Here is an 18,936-nt window from a genome sequence, read left to right on the forward strand (position 1 = left end):
ACCCCAGCCTAGGAGGGGCCTCCGACAATCGGCTCGGAGAGGCGGAACCGCACCCGCGCACCGGGAGGCAGCTGCCCCGCGAGATCCAGATCCGCGTCGATCACGGCGCCGATGACCGGGTAGCCGCCCGTCAGCGGGTGGTCCGGCAGGAACAGGACGGGCTGACCATCGGCCGGTACCTGGATCGCCCCGGTGACCACCCCCTCGCTCGGCAGCTCGCCCGGCGTCGCGCGCTCGAGGGGCGTCGGTCCGTGCAGCCGCACGCCCACGCGATCCGAGCGGGGTGTCACCGTCCACTCCTGATCGAACAGCGCTCGCATCCCGGCGGGGGTGAACCAGTCGTCGCGCGGGCCGAGCGTGATGCGCAGCTCGATCGCCTCTCCCGGCGCCGGCGGCGCGGCGGGCGGGACAGCGCCCGGGTCGACGGCATAGGGCGCCGCGGCCGGCCCGCGCAGGGTCAGCGTCGCGCCCGGCCGGAGGGCGGGGCCTGCGGAGATGCCGCCGAGGGTGTCGCTCGAGAGACTGCCGAGCACGGGCTCCACCGCGAACCCGCCGCGGAAGGCGATCACGGCGCGCACGCCGGCCGTGGCGAACCCCAGGCGGAGCTCGTCCCCGGCGCAGACGCCCGCGGGCTGCTCGGGCGCGAGGTCCAGCGCCGAGCCGTCGTGCCGCACGATCGCAGCGGGCAGCGTCGCCCCCGCCAGGGCGACGACCCCGGGCCCGCCGAAGCGCAGGACGGCGCCGCCGACCGCCACCTCGAGCGCGGCCTCCCCCGGCGCGTTGCCGACGGCCCGGTTCGCGCGATGCAGCGCGCCGCGATCGGCGGCGCCCGAGGGCGAGACGCCGAGCGCTGCCCGCCCTGCACGCCCCTCGTCCTGCAGCGTCAGCTGCACCCCGGGCGCGACGACCTCCACCGCCTGCGCCGCCGGAACAGCGGGTGCCGCGGCGGCCGCAACCCGCGCGACGGCGTTGTGCGTGGGCACCACCGCAGCCGCCGCGACCCGGACGAACCTCACCCGACCGCCCGGCACCAGCAGCGCGGGCGGGTCACGACGCACGTCCCACATGACCGCATCCGTCCGCCCGATCAGCTGCCAGCCGCCGGGCGACGCGCGGGGGTACACGCCCGCGAAAGCGCCGCCGAGCGCGACGGACCCGGCCGGGATGCGGGTGCGCGGCGAGGCGCGGCGCGGCACGTCGAAGAGCGGGTCGTCGCCGACGAGGTATCCGAACCCCGGCGCGAAGCCCGTGAAGGCGACGCGCCACGTGGCCGCCACATGGCGCGCGACAAGCTCGTCCGCGCCGACGCCGAGCCGAGCCGACACCTCCGCCAGATCCGCGCCGTCGTACACCACGGGGATCTCCACCACCGCCGGGGCCCCGCTCTGGCCCGCGGCCGCCGCCCCCGGCGACGCCGCCGCGGCGAGGCGGGCGCCGAGGGCCCCGGCGGAGACGATCCGCGGATCGAAGCGCACCAGCACCGTGCGCGCCGCCGGCACCAGCTCGACGACACCCGGCGGCGGGTCGGCGGTGAGGGTCGCCTGGAGGCGCATCGCCGCGTCCAGGTCGGCGACCTCCACCAGCAGGGCCCGATCCGATGCGGTGAGCACCCGTGTCATCGAGGACCCGCGAACGGCGCGAACCCGACCCCCTCGGCCGCGAGAAGATCGCGCACCGCACGCGCCATCGCCACGGCATCGGGGCTGTCCCCGTGCACGCAGATCGAGTCGGCCCGCACGGTCACCGCCGATCCGTCGACGGCCTCGATCACCCCGTCGCGGACGAGGCGCAGCATACGCGCCGCCACCACCGCCGGATCATGCAGCACGGCTCCCGGCTCGCGGCGCGGAAGAAGCGCCCCGGTCGGCGTGTAGGCGCGGTCGGCGAAGGCCTCGGAGGCGACGGGGATCCCGGCCCGCGTGGCCAGGTCGAGCACGGCGGCCCCGGGAAGGCACATCAGCACCAGTGACGGATCGATCGCGCGGACCGCGGCGACGACCGCCTGCGCCTGCGCCTCGTCGTGGGCGATCCGGTTGTAGAGCGCTCCGTGCGGCTTCACGTACCGCACGGCGGTGCCCACGGCCCCGGCGAGGCCCATCAGCGCACCGAGCTGGTACTCCACCTCGGCCTGCACCGTCGCGGGGGCGACGTCGAGGTCGCGCCTCCCGAAGCCCTCGACATCGCGGTAGCCGGGGTGCGCGCCGACGGTCACCCCGCGCGCGACCGCCTCGGCGATCGTCTCGCGGATGCCCTCCGGGCTGCCGGCGTGGAAGCCGCACGACACGTTGGCGCTGCTGACGATCTCGAGCATCGCCGCGTCGTCGGCGACGAAGCGCTCGGCGGTGTTCTCGCCGAGGTCCGAGTTCAGGTCGATCGTGCGCATGGCCTCAGCCGGTCAGCCGGTCCCAGAGGGCGTCGGCCTGCGCGAACGTGTCCTGCATCGTGCCCGCGGTGTCGATGACCACGTCGGCGAGCTTCAGGCGCTCTTCGTCCGAGGCCTGGTTCGCGACCCGGGCGCGCGCCTCGTCCTCCGACATGCCGCGATCCGCCACCATCCGCGCGACGCGGACCTCCGCCGGTGCGTGCGCCACGACCACAAGATCCCACTCCGCCGTCCCGCGGGCCTCGGCCAGCAGCGGCACGTCGTAGACGACGACGGCGCGGGGATCGGCATCGATCGCGGCGCGGAAGCGCCGCTGCGACTCGGCCTTCACCGCGGGATGCACGATGTCGTTGAGCACGCCGAGCTTCGCGCGGTCGGCGAACACCAGCGCCCCAAGCGCCGCGCGGTCGAGCGAGCCCTCGGCGGTGAGCACGCCCGGGCCGAACCGCTCCGCGATGGCGGCGAGCACGGGCTGCCCCGGCTCCTGGAGCTCGCGCACCAGTGCGTCGGCGTCGATCACGACCGCGCCGTGCTCGGCGAGGCGCCGTGCGATGGTCGACTTCCCGGAGGCGATCCCGCCCGTGAGCGCGATGAGTGGCATGGGCTCAGTCTTCCACGGGCCGGATCACCCGGTCGGCGTCGCGTCAGTGGGCACGCGGGTGCCGGACTCTCCCCCGCGTCCGCCCCCCGGTCAGCCGCGCGCGAGGAAGAACTCGCGCACAACGTCCGCCCCGGGCTTCGCATACGGGCAGTAGTCGCGGTTCGATGCCGCGTCCTCCCGCGGATAGAGCCGAGCGGGCCAGTCCCACAGCACGAAGCCGTCGACCCACTCGCGCGCGCCCGCCTCGGCGAACATCTCGGCCAGGTAATCGGCCTGCTCCTGCGGGTCGGCCTGGCCCCCGAAGGTCCAGTCATTGGGCCGTGCCGCCGATCCCGCGCGGCTGGGGCACCCCGCCTCGATGAACAGGAAGGGCTTGTTGTGCGCCCGCACGACCTTCTCGATCCTGTCGAGCTGGGCCGGCCACGCGCCGCTCGGGTAGTAGCCGCTCGCCGAGATGACGTCGACGGCGTCCCACCAGGTGATGCGGTCCTCCTGGTACTTATCGCAGTTGTACGTGATCGGGCCGTCGTAGACCGCACGAACCCGACGGATCAGCTCGCGCCACTCGGCCTCGCGGCGGTCGGCGCGCACCATCTCGCAGCCGATCACGAACAGCTCCACCCGCTCGTCCTGGGCGATCCGGGCGTGATGCACGATGAACTCCGTATAGCTCGCCCACCACTGCGCCCATCCGGGCTCGCCCGGCACGTCGACCTCGAAGAACCCGATGAACGCGCGCCAGGTGCCGTCGGCGCAGTTCACGACGGGCTTCAGGATCACCTTCTGCCCGCGCTCCCGAGCACCGCGGATCGCCCATCGGATCTCGTCGTCGGTCACCGTCGGCTCGTCGCGCCAGTGGATCTCGGTCGTGGAGGGCTTGTCCTGGAGGGCCGCGTACGTGATGCAGTTCCAGCCGACGCCGATCTCGGCGAGCGCGTCGAGCGACTCCTCGGCCGCCGGGACGGCCCAGGTGCCCCGCACGCCCGTCCAGCCCCAGGTCATGCCGGTGACGAACCCGAGGCGCTCTCGGACGCGGGCCGGGGTCCACTCACCGGACACCGGCGACCTCCTCGGCGAGAGGGGCGACGGGGGTCGGGGCGATCCGGATCTCCGCCGGGCCGGCCACCAGATCATTGCCGGTGCGGATCACACCGCGCGCGGCGAACGCCTGCGGGTCGATCGCTCGCGCGCTGGACACCACGAAGGCGGCGGTCTCCCCCGGCAGCAGGTGCACCAGAGCGTCATCGGCCACGGCGTCGGGCGCCACGGTGTCGACGAGCAGCGCCAAGTCGCGCACGAGGGTGTCGGCGGTGACCTCGACCCGCACGCCGCCCTCCGTCGGCGCCACCGCCATGCGCAGCGCGGCCGGGGCGAGCGACGCGTGGCGGAGGTCCGCGGGGAACCACCAGCCGGCGGTCGGCCCGAGGCGCGCGCGCAGCAGCTCGGACGCCGCATCGTCGGCCGTCGCCACGTCGGCGGGCACCGGCACGGTGACGGTGGCGCGGGGCGCGACATCGGCGGCGAGCGCGACCTGCCCGAGGCGGGCCCCGGAGGCCGCGAGGCGCTCGATCACAAGCTCCCCGCGCCAGGGGGCGTCCGTCTCGTTGCTCAGGATCACCGCGAGTCCGTTCCCCCGAGGCTGGATCGTCACCAGACGCTCGGCGAAGGCGTGCTTCATGGCGTACAGCAGCGGCTTCTCGCGGCCGTCGCCGTCGACGGCGGACCACGAGACCACGGGCCAGTCGTCGTTGAGCTGCCACACGATCGCTCCGGTGTTGTGCGGGGCGAGCGAGCGGAAGTGCTCGAGCGCGGTGCCGATCGCGCGCGCCTGATTGAGCTGCATGGCCCACACCCAGTCGCGCATGTCCCGCGGCACCGGAGTGTGGGCGACGAGCCCGGCGGTGAGCTTCGCGTCGCCGTCGATCGCCTTCTGGTGCACCTGGATGCCGGGCGACACGGGCGACAGGGGCTCGTCGTGGATCGCCCGGGTCAGCGTCGCCCAGGTGGGCGGGCCCTGCCAGCCGAACTCCGCCACGAAGCGGGGGGTGTACGCGCGGTAGTCGTTCCAGTCACGCCGGTTCCAGAGGTCCCAGATGTGGACGCTGCCGTGATCCGGATCATTCGGGCGGTGCGTCCGCCCCGGGGTGAACGGGCTGCCCGGGGTGTACGCGATGTGGGGCGCGAGCTCGGCCACGAGCTGCGGGAAGAGCTCGTAGTAGTAGTGCTCGCCCCAGGTGGCGCCGTCGAGGCGGGCGGGCCACCCCCATTCCTCGAAGCCCTCGAGGTTCTCGTTGTTGCCGTTGAGCAGGATCAGCGACGGATGCGCGGCGAGGCGGCCCACCGCCTCGCGCGCCTCGGCCTCGACCTCGGAGCGCAGCGGCTCCTCCTCGGCGTACGCGGCGCAGGCGAACAGGAAGTCCTGCCAGGTGAGCATGCCGCGCTCGTCGCAGAGGTCGTAGAAGTCCTCGCTCTCGTAGATGCCGCCGCCCCACACCCGCAGCAGGTTGACGTTCGCGAACTCGGCCTGGGCGATCCGGGCCGCGTAGCGGGCCCTGTCGACCCGGTGCGGGAACGCGTCGTCCGGGATCCAGTTCGCCCCGCGGATGTACACGGGCCGCTCGTTGACGAGGATCCGCAGCGGGGTGCCGGCGTCGTCCGGGGTGGTGTCGATCCGCACCTCGCGGAAGCCGATCCGCAGCGAGCGCGCGTCGAGCTCGCGCTCCCCGCCCGCCTCGTCATGCAGGGTGACCTCGAGCGGATAGCGGTGCGGTTCGCCGAACCCGCGGGGCCACCAGCGCCGGACGTCCGGGACGCGCACCGTGACCACGGCCGCGTCCTCGCCCGCGGCGAGCGCGATCTCCTGCGTGCGGTCTCCGACGCGCACCGCGAGCCGCAGAGGCGACTCACGCGCGCGCTCGAGATCGACGTGCACGTCGACGATGCCGTCCGCACCCTCCAGCCGCGTGACGGGCCGCACCTGCGCGATCCGCGCGGTGGACCAGCTCTCCAGGCGCACCGGGCGCCAGATGCCCGAGGCGGCGGTGTCGATCCCCCAGTCCCAGCCGAACCCCGAGGCCGTCTTGCGGATCGCGTTGTAGGGGTGGTGGTTCACGTGCGGTCGCGCCCCGAGCTCCAGCTCGGCGCGACCGGCCGCGCGCACGGGCGCGGTGAAGCGCACGCGCAGATCGTTCGCCCCCTCGCGCAGGATCTCCGCGACCGGCACCCGGTGGGAGCGGTGCTGGTTGCGCGTCTCGAGGATCGAGGTGCCGTTCAGGCGCACCTCGGCGACCGTGTCGAGCCCGTCGAAGGCGAGGTCGACGCGATCCGCCTGCTCGTCGGTCCAGTCGAGCGACAGCGCGTACTCGAAGTCGGTGACGCCGATCCACGCCTGCAGCCGCTCGTTGTCGTCGAGGTAGGGGTCCTCGATCAGCCCGGCGGCCAGCAGATCCGTGGTCGCGCTGCCGGGGACCTCGGCGGGGATCTCCCCCGCGTCGCGGACGTGCCGGGGCACGCGGGTGCCGTGGGGGCGCAGGGTCCAGCCGTCGGTGAGGGGTCGGCGGGCGAGGGTCATTTGGTGGCTCCCGAGGTGATGCCGCTGTAGATGTACCGCTGGAGCAGCAGGAAGATGACGAGCGTCGGCAGGATGACGATCATCGTGCCGGCCGCGATCACCTCCCATTGCGCCCCGAACGGACCGGTGAAACGGAACAGCGATGTGGAGATGACGCCGAGCTTCGGCGACGGCATGTAGAGGTAGGGCAGGTAGAACTCGTTGTAGATGGCTATCCCCTTGATGATGCACACCGTCACGACCGCCGGCGACAGCAGCGGCAGGATCAGACGCCAGTAGATCGTCCAGCGATTGGCGCCGTCGAGCATCGCCGCCTCGTCGATCGAGCGCGGGATCGACTGCATGAACTGCAGGAAGATGTAGATCGCGATGATGTCCGTGCCCATGAACAGGATGATCGCCGCGCCGTGGGTGTTGAACAGCTCGAGCGCGTTGACGATCTGGAACGTCGCGACCTGCGTGGTGACGCCGGGCACCAGCGAGGCGATGAGGAACAGGCCCACCACCAGCGCCTTGAACCGGAACTGGAACCGGTCGATCGCGTAGGCGGCCATCGTGCCGATGACGATGGTGCCGGCCAGCGAGAACACGAGGATGATCGTGGTGTTCCAGAAGCCGAGCAGCATGTTGCCGCGGGTGAACGCGGTGATGAAGTTGCCGAACTCGAACCAGTTCTCCGGCGGCACGAGCGGGCCTGTGGTCGCGTACTCCTCCTTCGTCTTGAACGAGGCGAACAGCACCACGGCGAGCGGGATGATCGAGACGAGCGCGGCGAGCACAAGCGAGACGTACTTGATGGTGCTCGCGGTCGTGCGGCGGGTGGCGGCCACAGCCGGCGAGACGGCCGGGCGGGTGAGGGTGCTCATGTGAGGCTGACCTCCTCGTCCGGCACGAGCCGGCGCTGCACCCAGGTGACGATGAGCACGATCGCGAGCAGGACGACGGCCATCGCCGAGGCGAACCCCACGCGACGGAACTCGAACGCCATCTGGACGGTCTGGATGACGAAGGTGGCGGTGCCGTTCGCGCCGCCCGTCATGATGAACGGGACCTCGAACACGCTGAGCGCGCCCGAGATCGACAGGATGAACGAGAGGCTGATCACGCGCTTGATGCCCGGCGCGATGATGAAGCGGAACTGGTGCCAGCGGTTCGCGCCGTCGAGCTCGGCGGCCTCGTAGAGCTCGCTGGGGATCGACTGGATCGCGCCGAGGAAGAGCACGAAGTTCAGCCCCATGTAGCGCCACACGCTGGTGGCGGCCAGCGACCAGTTCGCGAGATCCGGATCGCCGAGCCAATGGCGCGGCTCGTCGCTGCCGAGCCCCACCGCCCCGAGGAGGGCGTCGAGTGTGCCGTCCGGCTGGAACAGGTAGAGGAACACGAACCCGATCGCGACGCCGTTGATCAGGTACGGGAAGAAGATCACGCCCTTGAAGAAGTTGCGAAGGCGCGTCCGGAAGCTCAGCAGCGTCGCGAAGTAGAGGGCGAGAGCCATCTGGATCACGGATCCGGCGAGGTAGTACAGGCTGACGAAGAAGACCTGGAACATCTCGGGCCGGGTGAAGATCTCGACGTAGTTCTCGAGCCCCACCCACCCCTTGGTCTTGTCGAGGCCGTCCCAGTCCGTGAACGAGTACCAGATCATGTTCGCCACGGGGATGTAGGTGAACACGATCAGCAGGCCCACGGGGACCAGCAGGTACAGCCACGGGGTGAACCAGCGTGTGCCGTTCGGGTTGCCGGCGCCGCGGCGGCGGCGCTGCGCGCGCGGCACGGTGATCGTGCGGGTCGCTCCCGTGCCCGGTGCCATCGGCAGCGGCTGCAGGGCGGGAGCCTCTGACAGGTCGGTCATCTCTTCGTCTCTCTTCTCCGGCGGAGGGCGGGCGCGGAACGGGGGCGGCACCGCAACGACGCCGCCCCCGAGGGGTGTCAGCCCGCGTCGACCGCCGCGCGGGCGTCGGCCCAGCGCTGGTTCAGGTCGGCGAAGTACGACTCCTTGTCGCCGTCCGCGGCGCCGCGGGCGATGTCGACGAGCTTCTGGCGGTACACCGGGCCGTAGAGGTCGATCTCCGATTTGCTGATGACGTCGGCCTCGTGGCTCTCCTCGCCCGCCTGGGCGGGGGTCATCTCGACGTACTCGACGCCCGCCTCCTCGAAGTCGCCCAGGGTCTCCGGGGTGGGGCCGTCGACCAGCGGCGAGAGACCGCCGTTGTCGAAGGCGTACCCCGACTCGTTGGCGAACCACTCGATCCAGGCACGCGCGGCCGCCTTGTGCTCGCTGTGGATGTTGATCGCGTTCTTGTAGTCGCCGCCGACCTGGGCGTGGAAGGTGCCGTCCACCTGGTAGGGGAAGGGCATGTAGCCGATGTCCTCGCGCGCCTCGCCCGCCGCCTCGGCCGCGTCCTGCATCTGCGTGATCGCCCACGAGCCGAGCAGCATCGTGGCGACCTTGCCGGTGCCGAGGAGGTTCTTCGACTCCTCCCAGTTGGTGGTGAGCGGATCCTCCTCGTTCAGCCCGTTCGCGACGACGTCGAACAGCAGGCCGTCGACGATGCCGTGCCACTCGTCCTCGGCCCACGGGGTGTCGCTGTAGGAGACGTGGGTGTTGCTGTAGTCGGGGTCGGCGAGCGCACCGCGGTTGCTGTCGGACTGGCTGAGCGGCCAGCCGTCGGCGTAGTTCGTGTAGTACGGGATGGCGTCGGTCTCGTCCTTGATCGCCTGGAGGTCCTCGAGGAACTCCTCCGGCGTCGTGGGCAGGTCGGTGATGCCCGCGGCCTCCCAGACCTTCTTGTTGTAGACCAAGCCGTTCGTGTTGCCGGTGATGGCGATGCCGTAGGTCTGGCCGTCGTAGGCCTCCTCGGCGGCGAAGCGGTAGGTCTTGCTCACCTCGTCGGTCGGGCCGATCGGCTCGAAGAAGTCGCCGAGCTGGTCGGGGTCGACGCTGTTCGGGATCAGCAGGACGTCGCCGTAGTCCTCGGTGTTCATGCGGACCGCGATCTCGCCCTCGTAGTCCGTGATCGCCTCGAACTCGACGGTGACGTCGGGGTACTTCTCCTCGAACTGCGCCTTGTAGTCCTGGAAGACGGTGTCGACGATGTCGGTGCGCTGCGTCAGCACGGTGATCGTGCCGGCGATCGCGTCGTCACCGCCCTCCGCCGCGTCTCCTGCGGTGCCGCCGCAGCCCGTGAGCGCGAGCGCGCCCGCGCCCAGAAGGGCGCCCGCCGTGAGGAGCTTCCTCGTGACCATCATCGGTCTCCTGTCATCGTCGACATGGGTTCTAGGGGTGATTGCACTTCCACGCTTAAGCGCTTAAGTTGGCACAAACGTAGAGAGGGATGCGCCCGATGTCAAGCGATCGCCGATCGGGTCCGGATGATCCCCTAGGGTCGAACCCATGCCCGCCAGATCGCCCTCTTCGAGGCGCCTCACGATCACCGACATCGCCCACCGCGCGGGCGTCTCGACCTCGGCGGTGTCCTATGCGCTCAACGGCAAGCCCGGGGTGTCCGAGAGCACCCGCGCGCACATCCTCGAGATCGCCGCGTCGCTCGACTTCGCGCCCACCGCGGCCGCGCGGATGCTCTCACAGGGGCGCAGCGACACCGCAGGCCTCATCCTGCGGCGCGATCCGCGCTTCCTTGCCAACGAGTCGTTCTTCATGCAGCTCATCGCGGGGCTCGAGATCGGGCTCGCCGAGCACAACCGCGGCCTGCTGCTGCAGCTGGCGCCGGATCGGCAGAGCGAGATCGCGACCTACCGCCGATGGATGTCCGCGCAGCGGGTCGATGGCGTCATCCTCGTCGACTTCGAGAGCGACGATCCGCGCGTCGAGGTGATCCGCGAGATCGGCCTGCCCGCCGTCGCCATCGGCGACCCCTCCCTCACCGGCGACCTCGCGACGGCCTGGACCGACGATGCGGCCGGCGTGCGCGACGCGGTGCGGCACCTGCACACCCTCGGCCACCGCGCCATCGCCCGCGTGGCCGGTGGCGCGCACTTCGCCCACGTGCGCATCCGCGACGAGGCGTTCGCCGCCGAGTGCGACCTCCTGGGTGTGCGACACGCGATCCGGCACGGCGACTTCGGGGTCGAGCTCGCCGAGCAGCACACCCGAGACCTCCTCGCGGACGGCGCCTACACCGCCCTGGTCTTCGACTCGGGCCTGACCGCCGTCAACGGGCTGCGCGTGGCGCGCAGCCTCGGCGTGGATGTGCCGGGCGCGCTCAGCATGATCGGCTGGGACGACTCGATGCTCACCCAGGTCACCGATCCGCCGATCTCGGTCATGAGCTACGACGTCGTCCAGTACGGCGCCGAGGCGGCCCGCCTGCTCGGGGCCGTGCTCTCCGGCGAGCCGCCGCACGCGCGTCTGGGCGGCACGCCGACGCTGCACGCGCGCGGGACGACCGCGCCCCCGCCCGTGAGCTGATCGCGCCCCGGCGCGTCAGACGGTGCCGGCGGGCGGCCACATCCCGATGATGATCGCCATGACGACGATCGTCACCAGCTCGTGCGCGATGTTCATGACCGTCAGCCCCGACGGGCGGCCCTCGAAGGCGTCATGGGTGATTAAGCGCGCCGCGGTGAGCCCCGCCCACAGCAGGATGCTCGTCACCAGCGCCGAGACGAGGTAGCTGCCGCCGTAGAAGTGCCAGGCGATGGTGATCGCGCCGGCGAGCACCCACGCCGTGAGGAAGCTCACCACCACGGTGGTGATGATCGGCACCACGGCGTCCCTGCCGGTGCCTTCCATCGACACCCCGGCGAGCTTCGCCCAGCGCGTGCCGAGCACGCGTGGCGCGTACCAGACGGTCCCGACGACCATGCTCGAGAGGGTCGCGAGGAGCACGGTCCAGTAGTTGATCTCCGGAATCATGCGCCCGACTGTATCGGCACCGATGCCCGGCGCGGAATACGGCCCGCGAGACCTTGCCCGCGGCGGACGACCGGACGTACGTTGGGCGCGTCGAAACCCCAACGAGGAGGCAGTGATGGCCCACGGTGATGTGACCCATCTGGAGATCCCGGTCAGCGACCTGGAACGCGGACAGCAGTTCTACGCCGACCTGTTCGGCTGGCGCTTCTCCTCGCCGCCGGGCTTCGAGGAGTATCCGATGTGGCAGGCGCCCAACGACGTCTCGGGCGGGGCCCTCACCCCGCGCGAGGAGGGATTCAGTCAGCCGCGCTCGATCGTCGAGGTCGACTCGATCGACGAGACGCTCGCCAAGGCCGTCGCCGGCGGCGGCGCCGTCGTCAAGGAGCGCACCCCGATCAGCGAGACGAGCTGGTGGGCCCTCCTGCGCGACCCGGACGGCAACGAGATCGGCCTCTTCGAGGGCAGCTATCAGATGTGATCCGCCTCGCGTACGGAAAAGGGGCCGGATCCCGAAGGATCCGGCCCCTTTTCGCGACTCAGTGAGTCAGGCGGCCCGCGACCGGTGAACGGTCACGATCGGCGCTCGAGCGGTGAGCTCAGCGACCGGCCAGCTTCTCGCGCAGAGCGGCGAGAGCCTCGTCGTCCGCGAGGGTGCCGGCGCCGGCAGCCTCGGAGCTGAACGACTGACCAGCCGAGAACTCCTCGCCGGCCTCGGCCTCGGCCTCGAGGGCCTTGGCGACCTGCGTCTTGTGCTGCTCCCAGCGAGCCTGAGCAGCGGCGTACTCCTGCTCCCACTTCTCGCGGGCCTCGTCGAAGCCCTCGAGCCACTGGTTGGTCTCCGGGTCGAAGCCCTCGGGGTACTTGTACTCGCCGTTGTCGTCGTACTCGGTGACCATGCCGTACAGCGCCGGGTCGAACTCGGTGCCGTTGGGGTCGACCATCTCGTTCGCCTGCTTCAGCGAGAGCGAGATGCGACGACGGTCGAGGTCGATGTCGATGACGCGGACGAAGACCTCTTCGCCCACCGAGACGACCTGCTCGGCCAGCTCGACGTGCTTCGCCGAGAGCTCCGAGATGTGCACGAGGCCCTCGATGCCGTCGGCGACGCGGACGAACGCACCGAACGGAACGAGCTTGGTGACCTTGCCCGGCGTGATCTGACCGATCGCGTGCGTGCGGGCGAAGACCTGCCACGGGTCCTCCTGCGTCGCCTTCAGCGACAGGGAGACGCGCTCGCGGTCCAGGTCGACCTCGAGGATCTCGACGGTGACCTCCTGGCCGACCTCGACGACCTCGGACGCGTGCTCGATGTGCTTCCACGAGAGCTCCGAGACGTGCACGAGACCGTCCACACCACCGAGGTCGACGAACGCACCGAAGTTGACGATCGACGACACGACACCCTTGCGGACCTGACCCTTGTGCAGGTTGTTCAGGAACTGCGTACGCGTGGCCGACTGCGTCTCCTCGAGGAGGGCGCGGCGCGAGAGAACGACGTTGTTGCGGTTCTTGTCGAGCTCGAGGATCTTGGCCTCGATCTCCTGGCCGAGGTACGGCGTGAGGTCGCGGACGCGGCGCAGCTCGATGAGCGAGGCCGGCAGGAAGCCGCGCAGGCCGATGTCGACGATGAGGCCACCCTTGACGACCTCGATGACGGTGCCGGTGACGACGCCGTCGTTCTCCTTGATCTTCTCCACGTCGCCCCAGGCGCGCTCGTACTGCGCGCGCTTCTTCGACAGGATCAGACGGCCTTCCTTGTCCTCCTTCTGGAGAACCAGGGCCTCGACGACGTCGCCGACGCTGACGACCTCGTTGGGGTCGACGTCGTGCTTGATCGAGAGCTCGCGCGAGGGGATGACGCCCTCGGTCTTGAAGCTCACGTCGAGGAGGACCTCGTCGCGGTCGATCTTGACGATCGTGCCCTCGATGATGTCGCCGTCGTTGAAGGACTTGAGGGTCTTCTCGACCGCGGCCAGGAAGTCCTCAGCAGAGCCGATGTCGTTGATCGCGACCTGCTTGGTGGCCGGGGCGGTCGTTGCGTTAGTCATTTAGTGGGTTGTCCTTGTTGGATGTTTACTCGGGCCGCGGCTCGGTCCGCACCTCCGGAGGCCCGGACGCGCGAGACCACGGTTCGAACCGCGGCAGTTGGATTGTCTTCGTGCATCACGCGGTGGTCACTCCCCGGCCCAGCCGAGGCGACGCGCACACGCGTGACAGTCCAGGGTACCAGAGTCGGAGCCTGGCGACCCAGGTGCTGTGTGCGACGCGGCCGCGGGGCGCGGCGGCGTCAGTGGACGCGAGCGAAGAAGGCGCGGGCGCGCTCGCTCTGCGGGTGGGCGAGCATCTCGGAGGGGAGCCCCTCCTCGACCACCACACCGCCGTCCATGAAGACGAGCTTGTCGGCGACCTCGCGCGCGAAGCCCATCTCGTGCGTGACGACCATCATCGTCATGCCCTCGGAGGCGAGCGACTTCATGACCGCCAGCACGTCGCCGACGAGCTCGGGATCGAGTGCGCTGGTCGGCTCGTCGAACAGCATCATGTCGGGGTCCATCGCCAGCGCGCGGGCGATGGCCACGCGCTGCTGCTGGCCGCCCGAGAGCTGCGCGGGGTGCGCCTTCGCCTTCTCCGCGAGACCGACCCGCTCGAGGTTGGACATCGCCACCTCTGACGCCTGCGCCCGCCCGCGACCCATCACCGAGCGCTGCGGGAGCACCAGGTTGTCGAGCACGGTGAGGTGCGGGAACAGGTTGAACTGCTGGAACACCATGCCGATCCGGGACCGGACCCGGTTCAGGTCGGTCTCGGGGTCGCGGATGTCGACGCCCTCGACGAGGATCTGACCGGCGTCGGCCTCCTCGAGGCGGTTGACGCAGCGCAGCAGCGTCGACTTCCCGGAGCCGGAGGGCCCCACGACGCACACGACCTCGCCGGCGCCGACACGGAAGTCGACGCCCTTGAGCACCTCGTTGGATCCGTAGGACTTCCGCAGCCCCTGGATCTCGATGGCGGGCACATCCACCGGCGCGGTCATCGCGTCGCCTTCCTCTGACGGCGCTCCATCCACGAGACCAGCTGCGTGAGCGGCAGCGTGATCACGAGGTACAGCAGAGCGGCCTGCACAAGACTCGTCGAGGTGCCGGCCGAGATGCCCGACGCCTGGAAGTCGCGGGCGAGCGTGGTGAGCTCGCGCTGCATGGGCTCCGCGCCGATGATGGCGAGGAGCGAGGTGTCCTTGATCAGCAGCACGAACTCGTTGGTGAGCGGCGGGATGACCACGCGGAACGCCTGCGGCAGCACCACGCGGAACATCGTGCTGGCCGAGCCCATGCCGAGCGAGCGGGCCGCCTCGGTCTGCCCCTTGGGGACGGCCTGGATGCCCGCGCGGATCGTCTCGGCCATGTACGCGCTCGCGACCATCACGAGGGCGAGCAGGCCGGCGCCCACGAGGCCGCCGGGCGGCGACCAGCCGAACGCGATCGGGACACCGAAGCCCATGAAGATGATGACGATCAGCGCGGGCAGCCCGCGGAACAGCTCGATCCAGGCGGTCGCGAGCCAGCGCAGCGACGCGATGGGCGAGAGCCGCATGAGCGCGAGGCACAGCGCCAGCACGAACCCGCCGACAAACGCGATCGCCGTGTACAGCAGGGTGTTGACGACTCCGACCGCGATCAGCTGGCCCCAGGTGCCGCCCGAGAGCGCCACCGCCTCCGGGTTCCAGAACTGGGCACGGATCCGCTCGCCGTCGGCCATGAACAGGAGCGCGACGAGCGCGCCCACGATGACGACGTTGATCCCGCCGACCGTGAGTCGGCGTCGTGTGGTTCTTCTCACCGAGTGCCCGTCCGGAGTGCGTCAGAGGTCAGTTGACCGCGAAGTACGAATCGTAGATCGTGTCGTAGCTGCCGTCCTCGCGGATCGCCGACAGCGCGCCGTTGACGGCCTCGAGCAGGGCGGTGTTGCCCTTGCCCACGGCGAAGCCGTACTGCTCGCCGGTGTCGTACTGCTCGACGATCGTGTAGCCGCTGTCCTTGGTGTGCTCGATGTTGACGGGCAGGTCCTGCAGCAGCGCGTCGACCTGTCCGGCCTGCAGCGCGGGCCACATCTCGGCGTCGCTCGGGAAGGCGACGATCTCGGCGCCCTTGGCGTTCTCGGTGGCGTAGCTCTCGCCGGTGGTCGCCTTCTGGACGCCCACCTTGACGCCGTCGAGGTCGTCGATGCTCTTGATGTCGCTGTCGACGGCGACCAGGAGCGACTGCTCCGAGTCGTAGTACGCGTCGGTGAAGTCGAGGTTCGCCTTGCGCTCGTCGGTGATGGTGATCGCCGAGGCGGCGACGTCGCACTGCTTGGAGTTCAGCACGATGCCCGACTGGATGCCGTCGAAGCCCTGGTCCTTGACGACCAGCTCGAGGTCGAGGTTCTCGGCGACGGCGTTCATGATCTCGATGTCGAACCCGGTGTAGCCGAGCTCGCTGCCCTCGTCGAAGTCCTCGAAGGGGGCGTAGGGCACGTCGGAGCAGACGGTGAGCTTGCCCGACGCGATGGTGGTGAGCTCGGCGTCGGCGGAGGGGGTCTCGCTGGACGGGGTGCTGGACGAGCCGCAGGCGGACAGGGTGATCGCGGCTGCTGCGGCGAGAAGTGCCGTGAGCGGCACGCGAATCTTCGACATATTGCGATCCTAAAGGAGCGCGTGGGCGGCGCCTTTACCGCATCATCCGAAGTGATGGAACCGTTGCGTATGCCTCGCGTGCCGGCGACGGTCGCCGCGCCGCCCGAGGAATCCGGGCTGAGGTGCCCACCACCCCGTTGCGCGGTGTCGTCGCGCGCTAGGGTTCTCGCAGGATCACCTTGGGGGAGGCGGCCTGTATGCCCTCCCCGGGCATCCCGCACCGTCCGCACAGCGCCCCGAGGAGTCACATGTCCCTTCCTCCGAACGACGACACCGGAATCCCCCCGGTCCCGCCCGTCCCGCCGCAGCCGCCGGTGCCCCCGGGACCGCCGAGCCCGGATCAGCCCGCCCCCGCGGAGCCCGCCTCGCCTGAGGCGCCGAGCTTCGACTCCGCACCGCCCGCGTACACCCCGCCGACCTACACACCGCCGGAGTACTCGACGCCGGACTACTCGGCGCCGGCCGGGCACTCGGACCCCGGCCCCTTCGGGTCCGAGCCGCAGGCCGAGGGAGCGTACCCTCCCCCGCCGGCGGGCGCGGAGAGCCCTTCCGGCCCCGCCTACGGCGCCCCCGCCGAGCGGGTACCCGGCGCCCCGGCGGGCCCCGCCTACGGCGCCCCGGCCGCGCCCGGATACGGTGCCGCGGGTGAAGCCGCGTTCCCCGGGGCGACCACCGCTCAGGGATACCCCGGAGCCGTGCCCCCGTACGCCGGAGGCGGCTACCCGGGTGCGCCGTACGGCGGACAGCCCACGCCGCCGCAGGGCAGCGGCAAGGGCCTCGCGATCACCGCGCTGGTCCTCGGCATCGTCGGCGTCCTCGGCATCGCCGTGGCGTTCATCCCCTTCGCCGGATTCGCCTCGCTCCTCGTGCCGATCGCCGCGATCATCATCGGCATCATCGCCCTCGTCAAGAAGAAGCCGGGCAAGGGCCTCGCCATCACCGGCACGGCGCTCGGCGCCGTCGCGCTGATCGCCTGCACGGCCATCGCGATCGCCATGACCACGTTCCTCATCGGCGTGGCCGAGGATCCGAACCGCTTCGTCGACGAGGCGTGCGACGCCGCGGGCCTGTCTGCGGAGGAGTGCGAGAACCTCCAGCAGGACGACGGGTTCACCGACCCCGACTCCGCCCCGGACGGGACGGTCGACGAGTCGGTCGACGTCGCCGCCTCCGCGGAGGTCACCGAGACGGCCTTCGGCGAGGACGCCGACGGCGCCTCATGGTACGCCATCGTGCTCGAGCAGACCAACCCCGACGTGATGTACGAGTACTTCGAGGTCGAGCTGCAGGCGCTCGACGCGTCGGGTGACACCGTCGCGGAGGACCAGCCCGCCGGCGTGCTGCTGCCGGGGCAGACGATCATCACGGGCACCCTGGACGACGTCTCGGCGCCGATCACGGAGATCCAGCTCGGGTCGCTCGACGGCGATTACAACTCGGTGGTCGAGCTGCCCGCGGGGTTCCAGGGCGAGCTGTCGTACGACCTCACGGCCGAGCCCCTGAGCGGCATGGCCAGCATCTCCGGCACCGTCACCAGCACGTTCCCGGAGGATGCCGAGCCCTACATGATCGACATCGTCGCGCGCGATGCCGGCGGCGTGATCGTGGCCACCGGCTACGCCACCGTGGAGGCCATCCCGGCCAACGGCACGGCCGAGGTGAGCGGATTCCTCCTCGGTGATCTTCCCGAGGGCGGCGTGCTCGAGGCCTCCGCCGCGTTCTACTGATTCGACGACGTGACCCGCAGGGCCCAGCCTCTCCGGCTGGGCCCTGCGGCGTCTCACGGGGCCATCGTCCGGGCGACGCCGTCACCCGGCGCGAGTGCCCGCAGCCCGTCGTTGTGCAGCAGGAACTGCGCGCGGAGGCGGACGTCGCTCTTGCCCATCTCCTCTGACATGGCCGCCGCCCAGGCCAGCTCCTCGGCCCCGAACGCCGCATCGCCCTCTCTCTCCCACACGAGGACGAGCTGGGTGACCTCGATCGCGCCGCAGATCCGGCCGAGGCGGTCGGCGAGCAGGCACGCGGCCGTGGTGGGGCCGAGATCGTCGACGACGACGGGCTCGTGCGGATCGCCCGGGAAGTCCTCCGTCGGCATGATCGCCTCGCTCAGGCGATCCTGGTCGTCCAGGAACATCAGCCAGAGCTGACGGCGGACCGCGCTCGTGAGCAGCAGGCCGACCAGCTCCTCCAGTGTCGCGTCGTCCAGGGGCGCCTCACGCAGCTCGGCTATGCGGCGCTCGGCCGCTCTCGTGTGTGTCATGACTCGAGGCTGTCGGCCCCGGGACGACCCCGCCGGCGATCTGCCCCATTGGGGAGAGGGATCACGCCATCGCGTGCGGGGGACGAATCAGCCCTGCGCGGCGGTGCCGACTCTCAGACCGCGTGCCGGACGCATCGCGCCGCCGTCGGTCGCGCGAGCAGCCGGCCCTCCGGAATCGCCTCGCCGCACACCTCGCAGACGCCGTAGGTTCCGGCGTCGATGCGCTCCAGCGCCGCGTCGATGTCGCGCAGCTCGCCTCGGGCGTCGTCGCTGAGACCCGCCAGGCGCGACCACTCCCCCGACAGCGTCACGCCCTCCGGGTCGTGCTCGTCGTCGGCGGTCGAGTCGCCCCGGGCCGCGGCGACGGCGGTGAGGTCGCCGGCCCGGGCCGCGATCCGACGCTCGGCGTCGCGCCGCCTCTGCAGCAGCAGGTCGCGCATGCGTTCCAAGGTCTCGGACATGGCGGTCACCCTACTCGCCGCCGCCGGAAACGGAGCGACCCCCGCACCTTGTGGGTGCGGGGGCCTGGTCCAGCTCAGATAGAGCGGTCTGGTGCGGGCTCAGGAGCCCGCC

At 70.9% G+C, this 18,936-nt stretch carries 18 protein-coding genes; 3 read left to right on the forward strand and 15 right to left on the reverse strand.

Annotated elements, in window-relative coordinates; genetic code table 11:
• Positions 1–8: 8 nt before the first annotated feature.
• The 8 genes from ACOKGD_RS08875 to ACOKGD_RS08910 form a co-directional block, all read right to left on the reverse strand.
• The gene (locus tag ACOKGD_RS08875) at positions 9–1,619 is read right to left on the reverse strand and encodes an urea amidolyase family protein (protein WP_342334541.1); all 1,611 of its coding nucleotides are present in this window, start codon (positions 1,617–1,619) and stop codon (positions 9–11) included.
• On the reverse strand, positions 1,616–2,383 hold the full coding sequence (locus ACOKGD_RS08880; protein WP_342334540.1) for a LamB/YcsF family protein: 768 nt from the start codon (positions 2,381–2,383) through the stop codon (positions 1,616–1,618). Before ACOKGD_RS08880 ends, ACOKGD_RS08875 begins: the two co-directional genes overlap by 4 nt.
• Before the next feature lie 4 nt (positions 2,384–2,387).
• Complete coding sequence (gene coaE / locus ACOKGD_RS08885; RefSeq protein WP_342334539.1) at positions 2,388–2,984, reverse strand: dephospho-CoA kinase; 597 nt, start codon at positions 2,982–2,984, stop codon at positions 2,388–2,390.
• Positions 2,985–3,074: 90 nt separating this feature from the next.
• A complete protein-coding gene (locus tag ACOKGD_RS08890; RefSeq protein ID WP_342334538.1) occupies positions 3,075–4,043 on the reverse strand; it encodes a glycoside hydrolase family 113 in 969 nt (322 codons plus the stop codon).
• Complete coding sequence (locus ACOKGD_RS08895) at positions 4,033–6,555, reverse strand: glycoside hydrolase family 2 protein (protein WP_342334537.1); 2,523 nt, start codon at positions 6,553–6,555, stop codon at positions 4,033–4,035. The genes ACOKGD_RS08890 and ACOKGD_RS08895 overlap by 11 nt, the downstream gene beginning before the upstream one ends.
• On the reverse strand, positions 6,552–7,421 hold the full coding sequence (locus tag ACOKGD_RS08900; RefSeq protein ID WP_342334536.1) for a carbohydrate ABC transporter permease: 870 nt from the start codon (positions 7,419–7,421) through the stop codon (positions 6,552–6,554). The genes ACOKGD_RS08895 and ACOKGD_RS08900 overlap by 4 nt, the downstream gene beginning before the upstream one ends.
• Complete coding sequence (locus ACOKGD_RS08905) at positions 7,418–8,407, reverse strand: carbohydrate ABC transporter permease (protein WP_342334535.1); 990 nt, start codon at positions 8,405–8,407, stop codon at positions 7,418–7,420. Before ACOKGD_RS08905 ends, ACOKGD_RS08900 begins: the two co-directional genes overlap by 4 nt.
• 77 nt (positions 8,408–8,484) lie before the next feature.
• Positions 8,485–9,804 (reverse strand): ABC transporter substrate-binding protein, encoded by a 1,320-nt coding sequence (locus ACOKGD_RS08910; RefSeq protein WP_342334534.1) that lies wholly within the window; start codon positions 9,802–9,804, stop codon positions 8,485–8,487.
• A 145-nt stretch (positions 9,805–9,949) separates the two neighbouring features.
• On the opposite strand from ACOKGD_RS08910, the gene ACOKGD_RS08915 reads away from it, so the two are divergent.
• Positions 9,950–10,984, forward strand: a complete 1,035-nt coding sequence (locus ACOKGD_RS08915) for a LacI family DNA-binding transcriptional regulator (RefSeq protein WP_342334533.1) — start codon at positions 9,950–9,952, stop codon at positions 10,982–10,984.
• Between the two features lie 15 nt (positions 10,985–10,999).
• Here ACOKGD_RS08915 and ACOKGD_RS08920 read toward each other — a convergent pair whose 3' ends face one another.
• Positions 11,000–11,431, reverse strand: a complete 432-nt coding sequence (locus ACOKGD_RS08920) for a DUF1761 domain-containing protein (RefSeq protein WP_342334532.1) — start codon at positions 11,429–11,431, stop codon at positions 11,000–11,002.
• Positions 11,432–11,546: 115 nt separating this feature from the next.
• On the opposite strand from ACOKGD_RS08920, the gene ACOKGD_RS08925 reads away from it, so the two are divergent.
• Positions 11,547–11,909 carry a VOC family protein gene (locus ACOKGD_RS08925; protein ID WP_342334531.1) on the forward strand — a complete coding sequence of 121 codons (363 nt, stop codon included), beginning with the start codon at positions 11,547–11,549 and terminating at the stop codon, positions 11,907–11,909.
• Between the two features lie 118 nt (positions 11,910–12,027).
• Here ACOKGD_RS08925 and rpsA read toward each other — a convergent pair whose 3' ends face one another.
• From rpsA to ACOKGD_RS08945, 4 genes are all read right to left on the reverse strand, one after another.
• Entirely contained in the window at positions 12,028–13,479 is a 1,452-nt protein-coding gene (rpsA, locus tag ACOKGD_RS08930) for a 30S ribosomal protein S1 (RefSeq protein ID WP_342334530.1), read from the reverse strand.
• A gap of 239 nt (positions 13,480–13,718) precedes the next feature.
• Entirely contained in the window at positions 13,719–14,465 is a 747-nt protein-coding gene (locus ACOKGD_RS08935) for an amino acid ABC transporter ATP-binding protein (protein ID WP_342334529.1), read from the reverse strand.
• Positions 14,462–15,268, reverse strand: coding sequence for an amino acid ABC transporter permease (locus tag ACOKGD_RS08940; RefSeq protein ID WP_342334528.1), 807 nt, complete (start codon positions 15,266–15,268; stop codon positions 14,462–14,464). Before ACOKGD_RS08940 ends, ACOKGD_RS08935 begins: the two co-directional genes overlap by 4 nt.
• A 28-nt stretch (positions 15,269–15,296) precedes the next feature.
• Positions 15,297–16,103 (reverse strand): transporter substrate-binding domain-containing protein, encoded by an 807-nt coding sequence (locus ACOKGD_RS08945; protein WP_342334527.1) that lies wholly within the window; start codon positions 16,101–16,103, stop codon positions 15,297–15,299.
• 248 nt (positions 16,104–16,351) lie between these two features.
• Between ACOKGD_RS08945 and ACOKGD_RS08950 the strand changes: the two genes are divergently transcribed.
• Positions 16,352–17,830: a hypothetical protein gene (locus ACOKGD_RS08950; protein WP_342334526.1), complete on the forward strand. Its 1,479-nt coding sequence runs from the start codon at positions 16,352–16,354 to the stop codon at positions 17,828–17,830.
• Between the two features lie 53 nt (positions 17,831–17,883).
• Here ACOKGD_RS08950 and ACOKGD_RS08955 read toward each other — a convergent pair whose 3' ends face one another.
• Both ACOKGD_RS08955 and ACOKGD_RS08960 read right to left on the reverse strand, forming a co-directional pair.
• Positions 17,884–18,363 carry a hypothetical protein gene (locus tag ACOKGD_RS08955; RefSeq protein WP_342334525.1) on the reverse strand — a complete coding sequence of 160 codons (480 nt, stop codon included), beginning with the start codon at positions 18,361–18,363 and terminating at the stop codon, positions 17,884–17,886.
• Positions 18,364–18,476: 113 nt separating this feature from the next.
• Positions 18,477–18,824: a TraR/DksA family transcriptional regulator gene (locus ACOKGD_RS08960; RefSeq protein WP_342334524.1), complete on the reverse strand. Its 348-nt coding sequence runs from the start codon at positions 18,822–18,824 to the stop codon at positions 18,477–18,479.
• Positions 18,825–18,936: the final 112 nt, after the last annotated feature.

The organism is Microbacterium phosphatis (genome assembly GCF_049177115.1).
Taxonomy (GTDB): Bacteria; Actinomycetota; Actinomycetes; order Actinomycetales; family Microbacteriaceae; genus Microbacterium; species Microbacterium phosphatis.

Excerpts from the sequence above, each read along its gene's own strand:
- ACOKGD_RS08960 (WP_342334524.1), bottom strand. The coding sequence starts at position 18,824 with ATGTCCGAGACCTTGGAACGCATGCGCGACCTGCTGCTGCAGAGGCGG.
- ACOKGD_RS08875 (WP_342334541.1), bottom strand. The coding sequence starts at position 1,619 with ATGACACGGGTGCTCACCGCATCGGATCGGGCCCTGCTGGTGGAGGTC.
- ACOKGD_RS08880 (WP_342334540.1), bottom strand. The coding sequence starts at position 2,383 with ATGCGCACGATCGACCTGAACTCGGACCTCGGCGAGAACACCGCCGAG.
- coaE (WP_342334539.1), bottom strand. The coding sequence starts at position 2,984 with ATGCCACTCATCGCGCTCACGGGCGGGATCGCCTCCGGGAAGTCGACC.
- ACOKGD_RS08925 (WP_342334531.1), top strand. The coding sequence starts at position 11,547 with ATGGCCCACGGTGATGTGACCCATCTGGAGATCCCGGTCAGCGACCTG.
- ACOKGD_RS08905 (WP_342334535.1), bottom strand. The coding sequence starts at position 8,407 with ATGACCGACCTGTCAGAGGCTCCCGCCCTGCAGCCGCTGCCGATGGCA.
- ACOKGD_RS08900 (WP_342334536.1), bottom strand. The coding sequence starts at position 7,421 with ATGAGCACCCTCACCCGCCCGGCCGTCTCGCCGGCTGTGGCCGCCACC.
- ACOKGD_RS08950 (WP_342334526.1), top strand. The coding sequence starts at position 16,352 with ATGTCCCTTCCTCCGAACGACGACACCGGAATCCCCCCGGTCCCGCCC.
- ACOKGD_RS08910 (WP_342334534.1), bottom strand. The coding sequence starts at position 9,804 with ATGATGGTCACGAGGAAGCTCCTCACGGCGGGCGCCCTTCTGGGCGCG.
- rpsA (WP_342334530.1), bottom strand. The coding sequence starts at position 13,479 with ATGACTAACGCAACGACCGCCCCGGCCACCAAGCAGGTCGCGATCAAC.
- ACOKGD_RS08935 (WP_342334529.1), bottom strand. The coding sequence starts at position 14,465 with ATGACCGCGCCGGTGGATGTGCCCGCCATCGAGATCCAGGGGCTGCGG.
- ACOKGD_RS08955 (WP_342334525.1), bottom strand. The coding sequence starts at position 18,363 with ATGACACACACGAGAGCGGCCGAGCGCCGCATAGCCGAGCTGCGTGAG.
- ACOKGD_RS08915 (WP_342334533.1), top strand. The coding sequence starts at position 9,950 with ATGCCCGCCAGATCGCCCTCTTCGAGGCGCCTCACGATCACCGACATC.
- ACOKGD_RS08920 (WP_342334532.1), bottom strand. The coding sequence starts at position 11,431 with ATGATTCCGGAGATCAACTACTGGACCGTGCTCCTCGCGACCCTCTCG.
- ACOKGD_RS08945 (WP_342334527.1), bottom strand. The coding sequence starts at position 16,103 with ATGTCGAAGATTCGCGTGCCGCTCACGGCACTTCTCGCCGCAGCAGCC.
- ACOKGD_RS08895 (WP_342334537.1), bottom strand. The coding sequence starts at position 6,555 with ATGACCCTCGCCCGCCGACCCCTCACCGACGGCTGGACCCTGCGCCCC.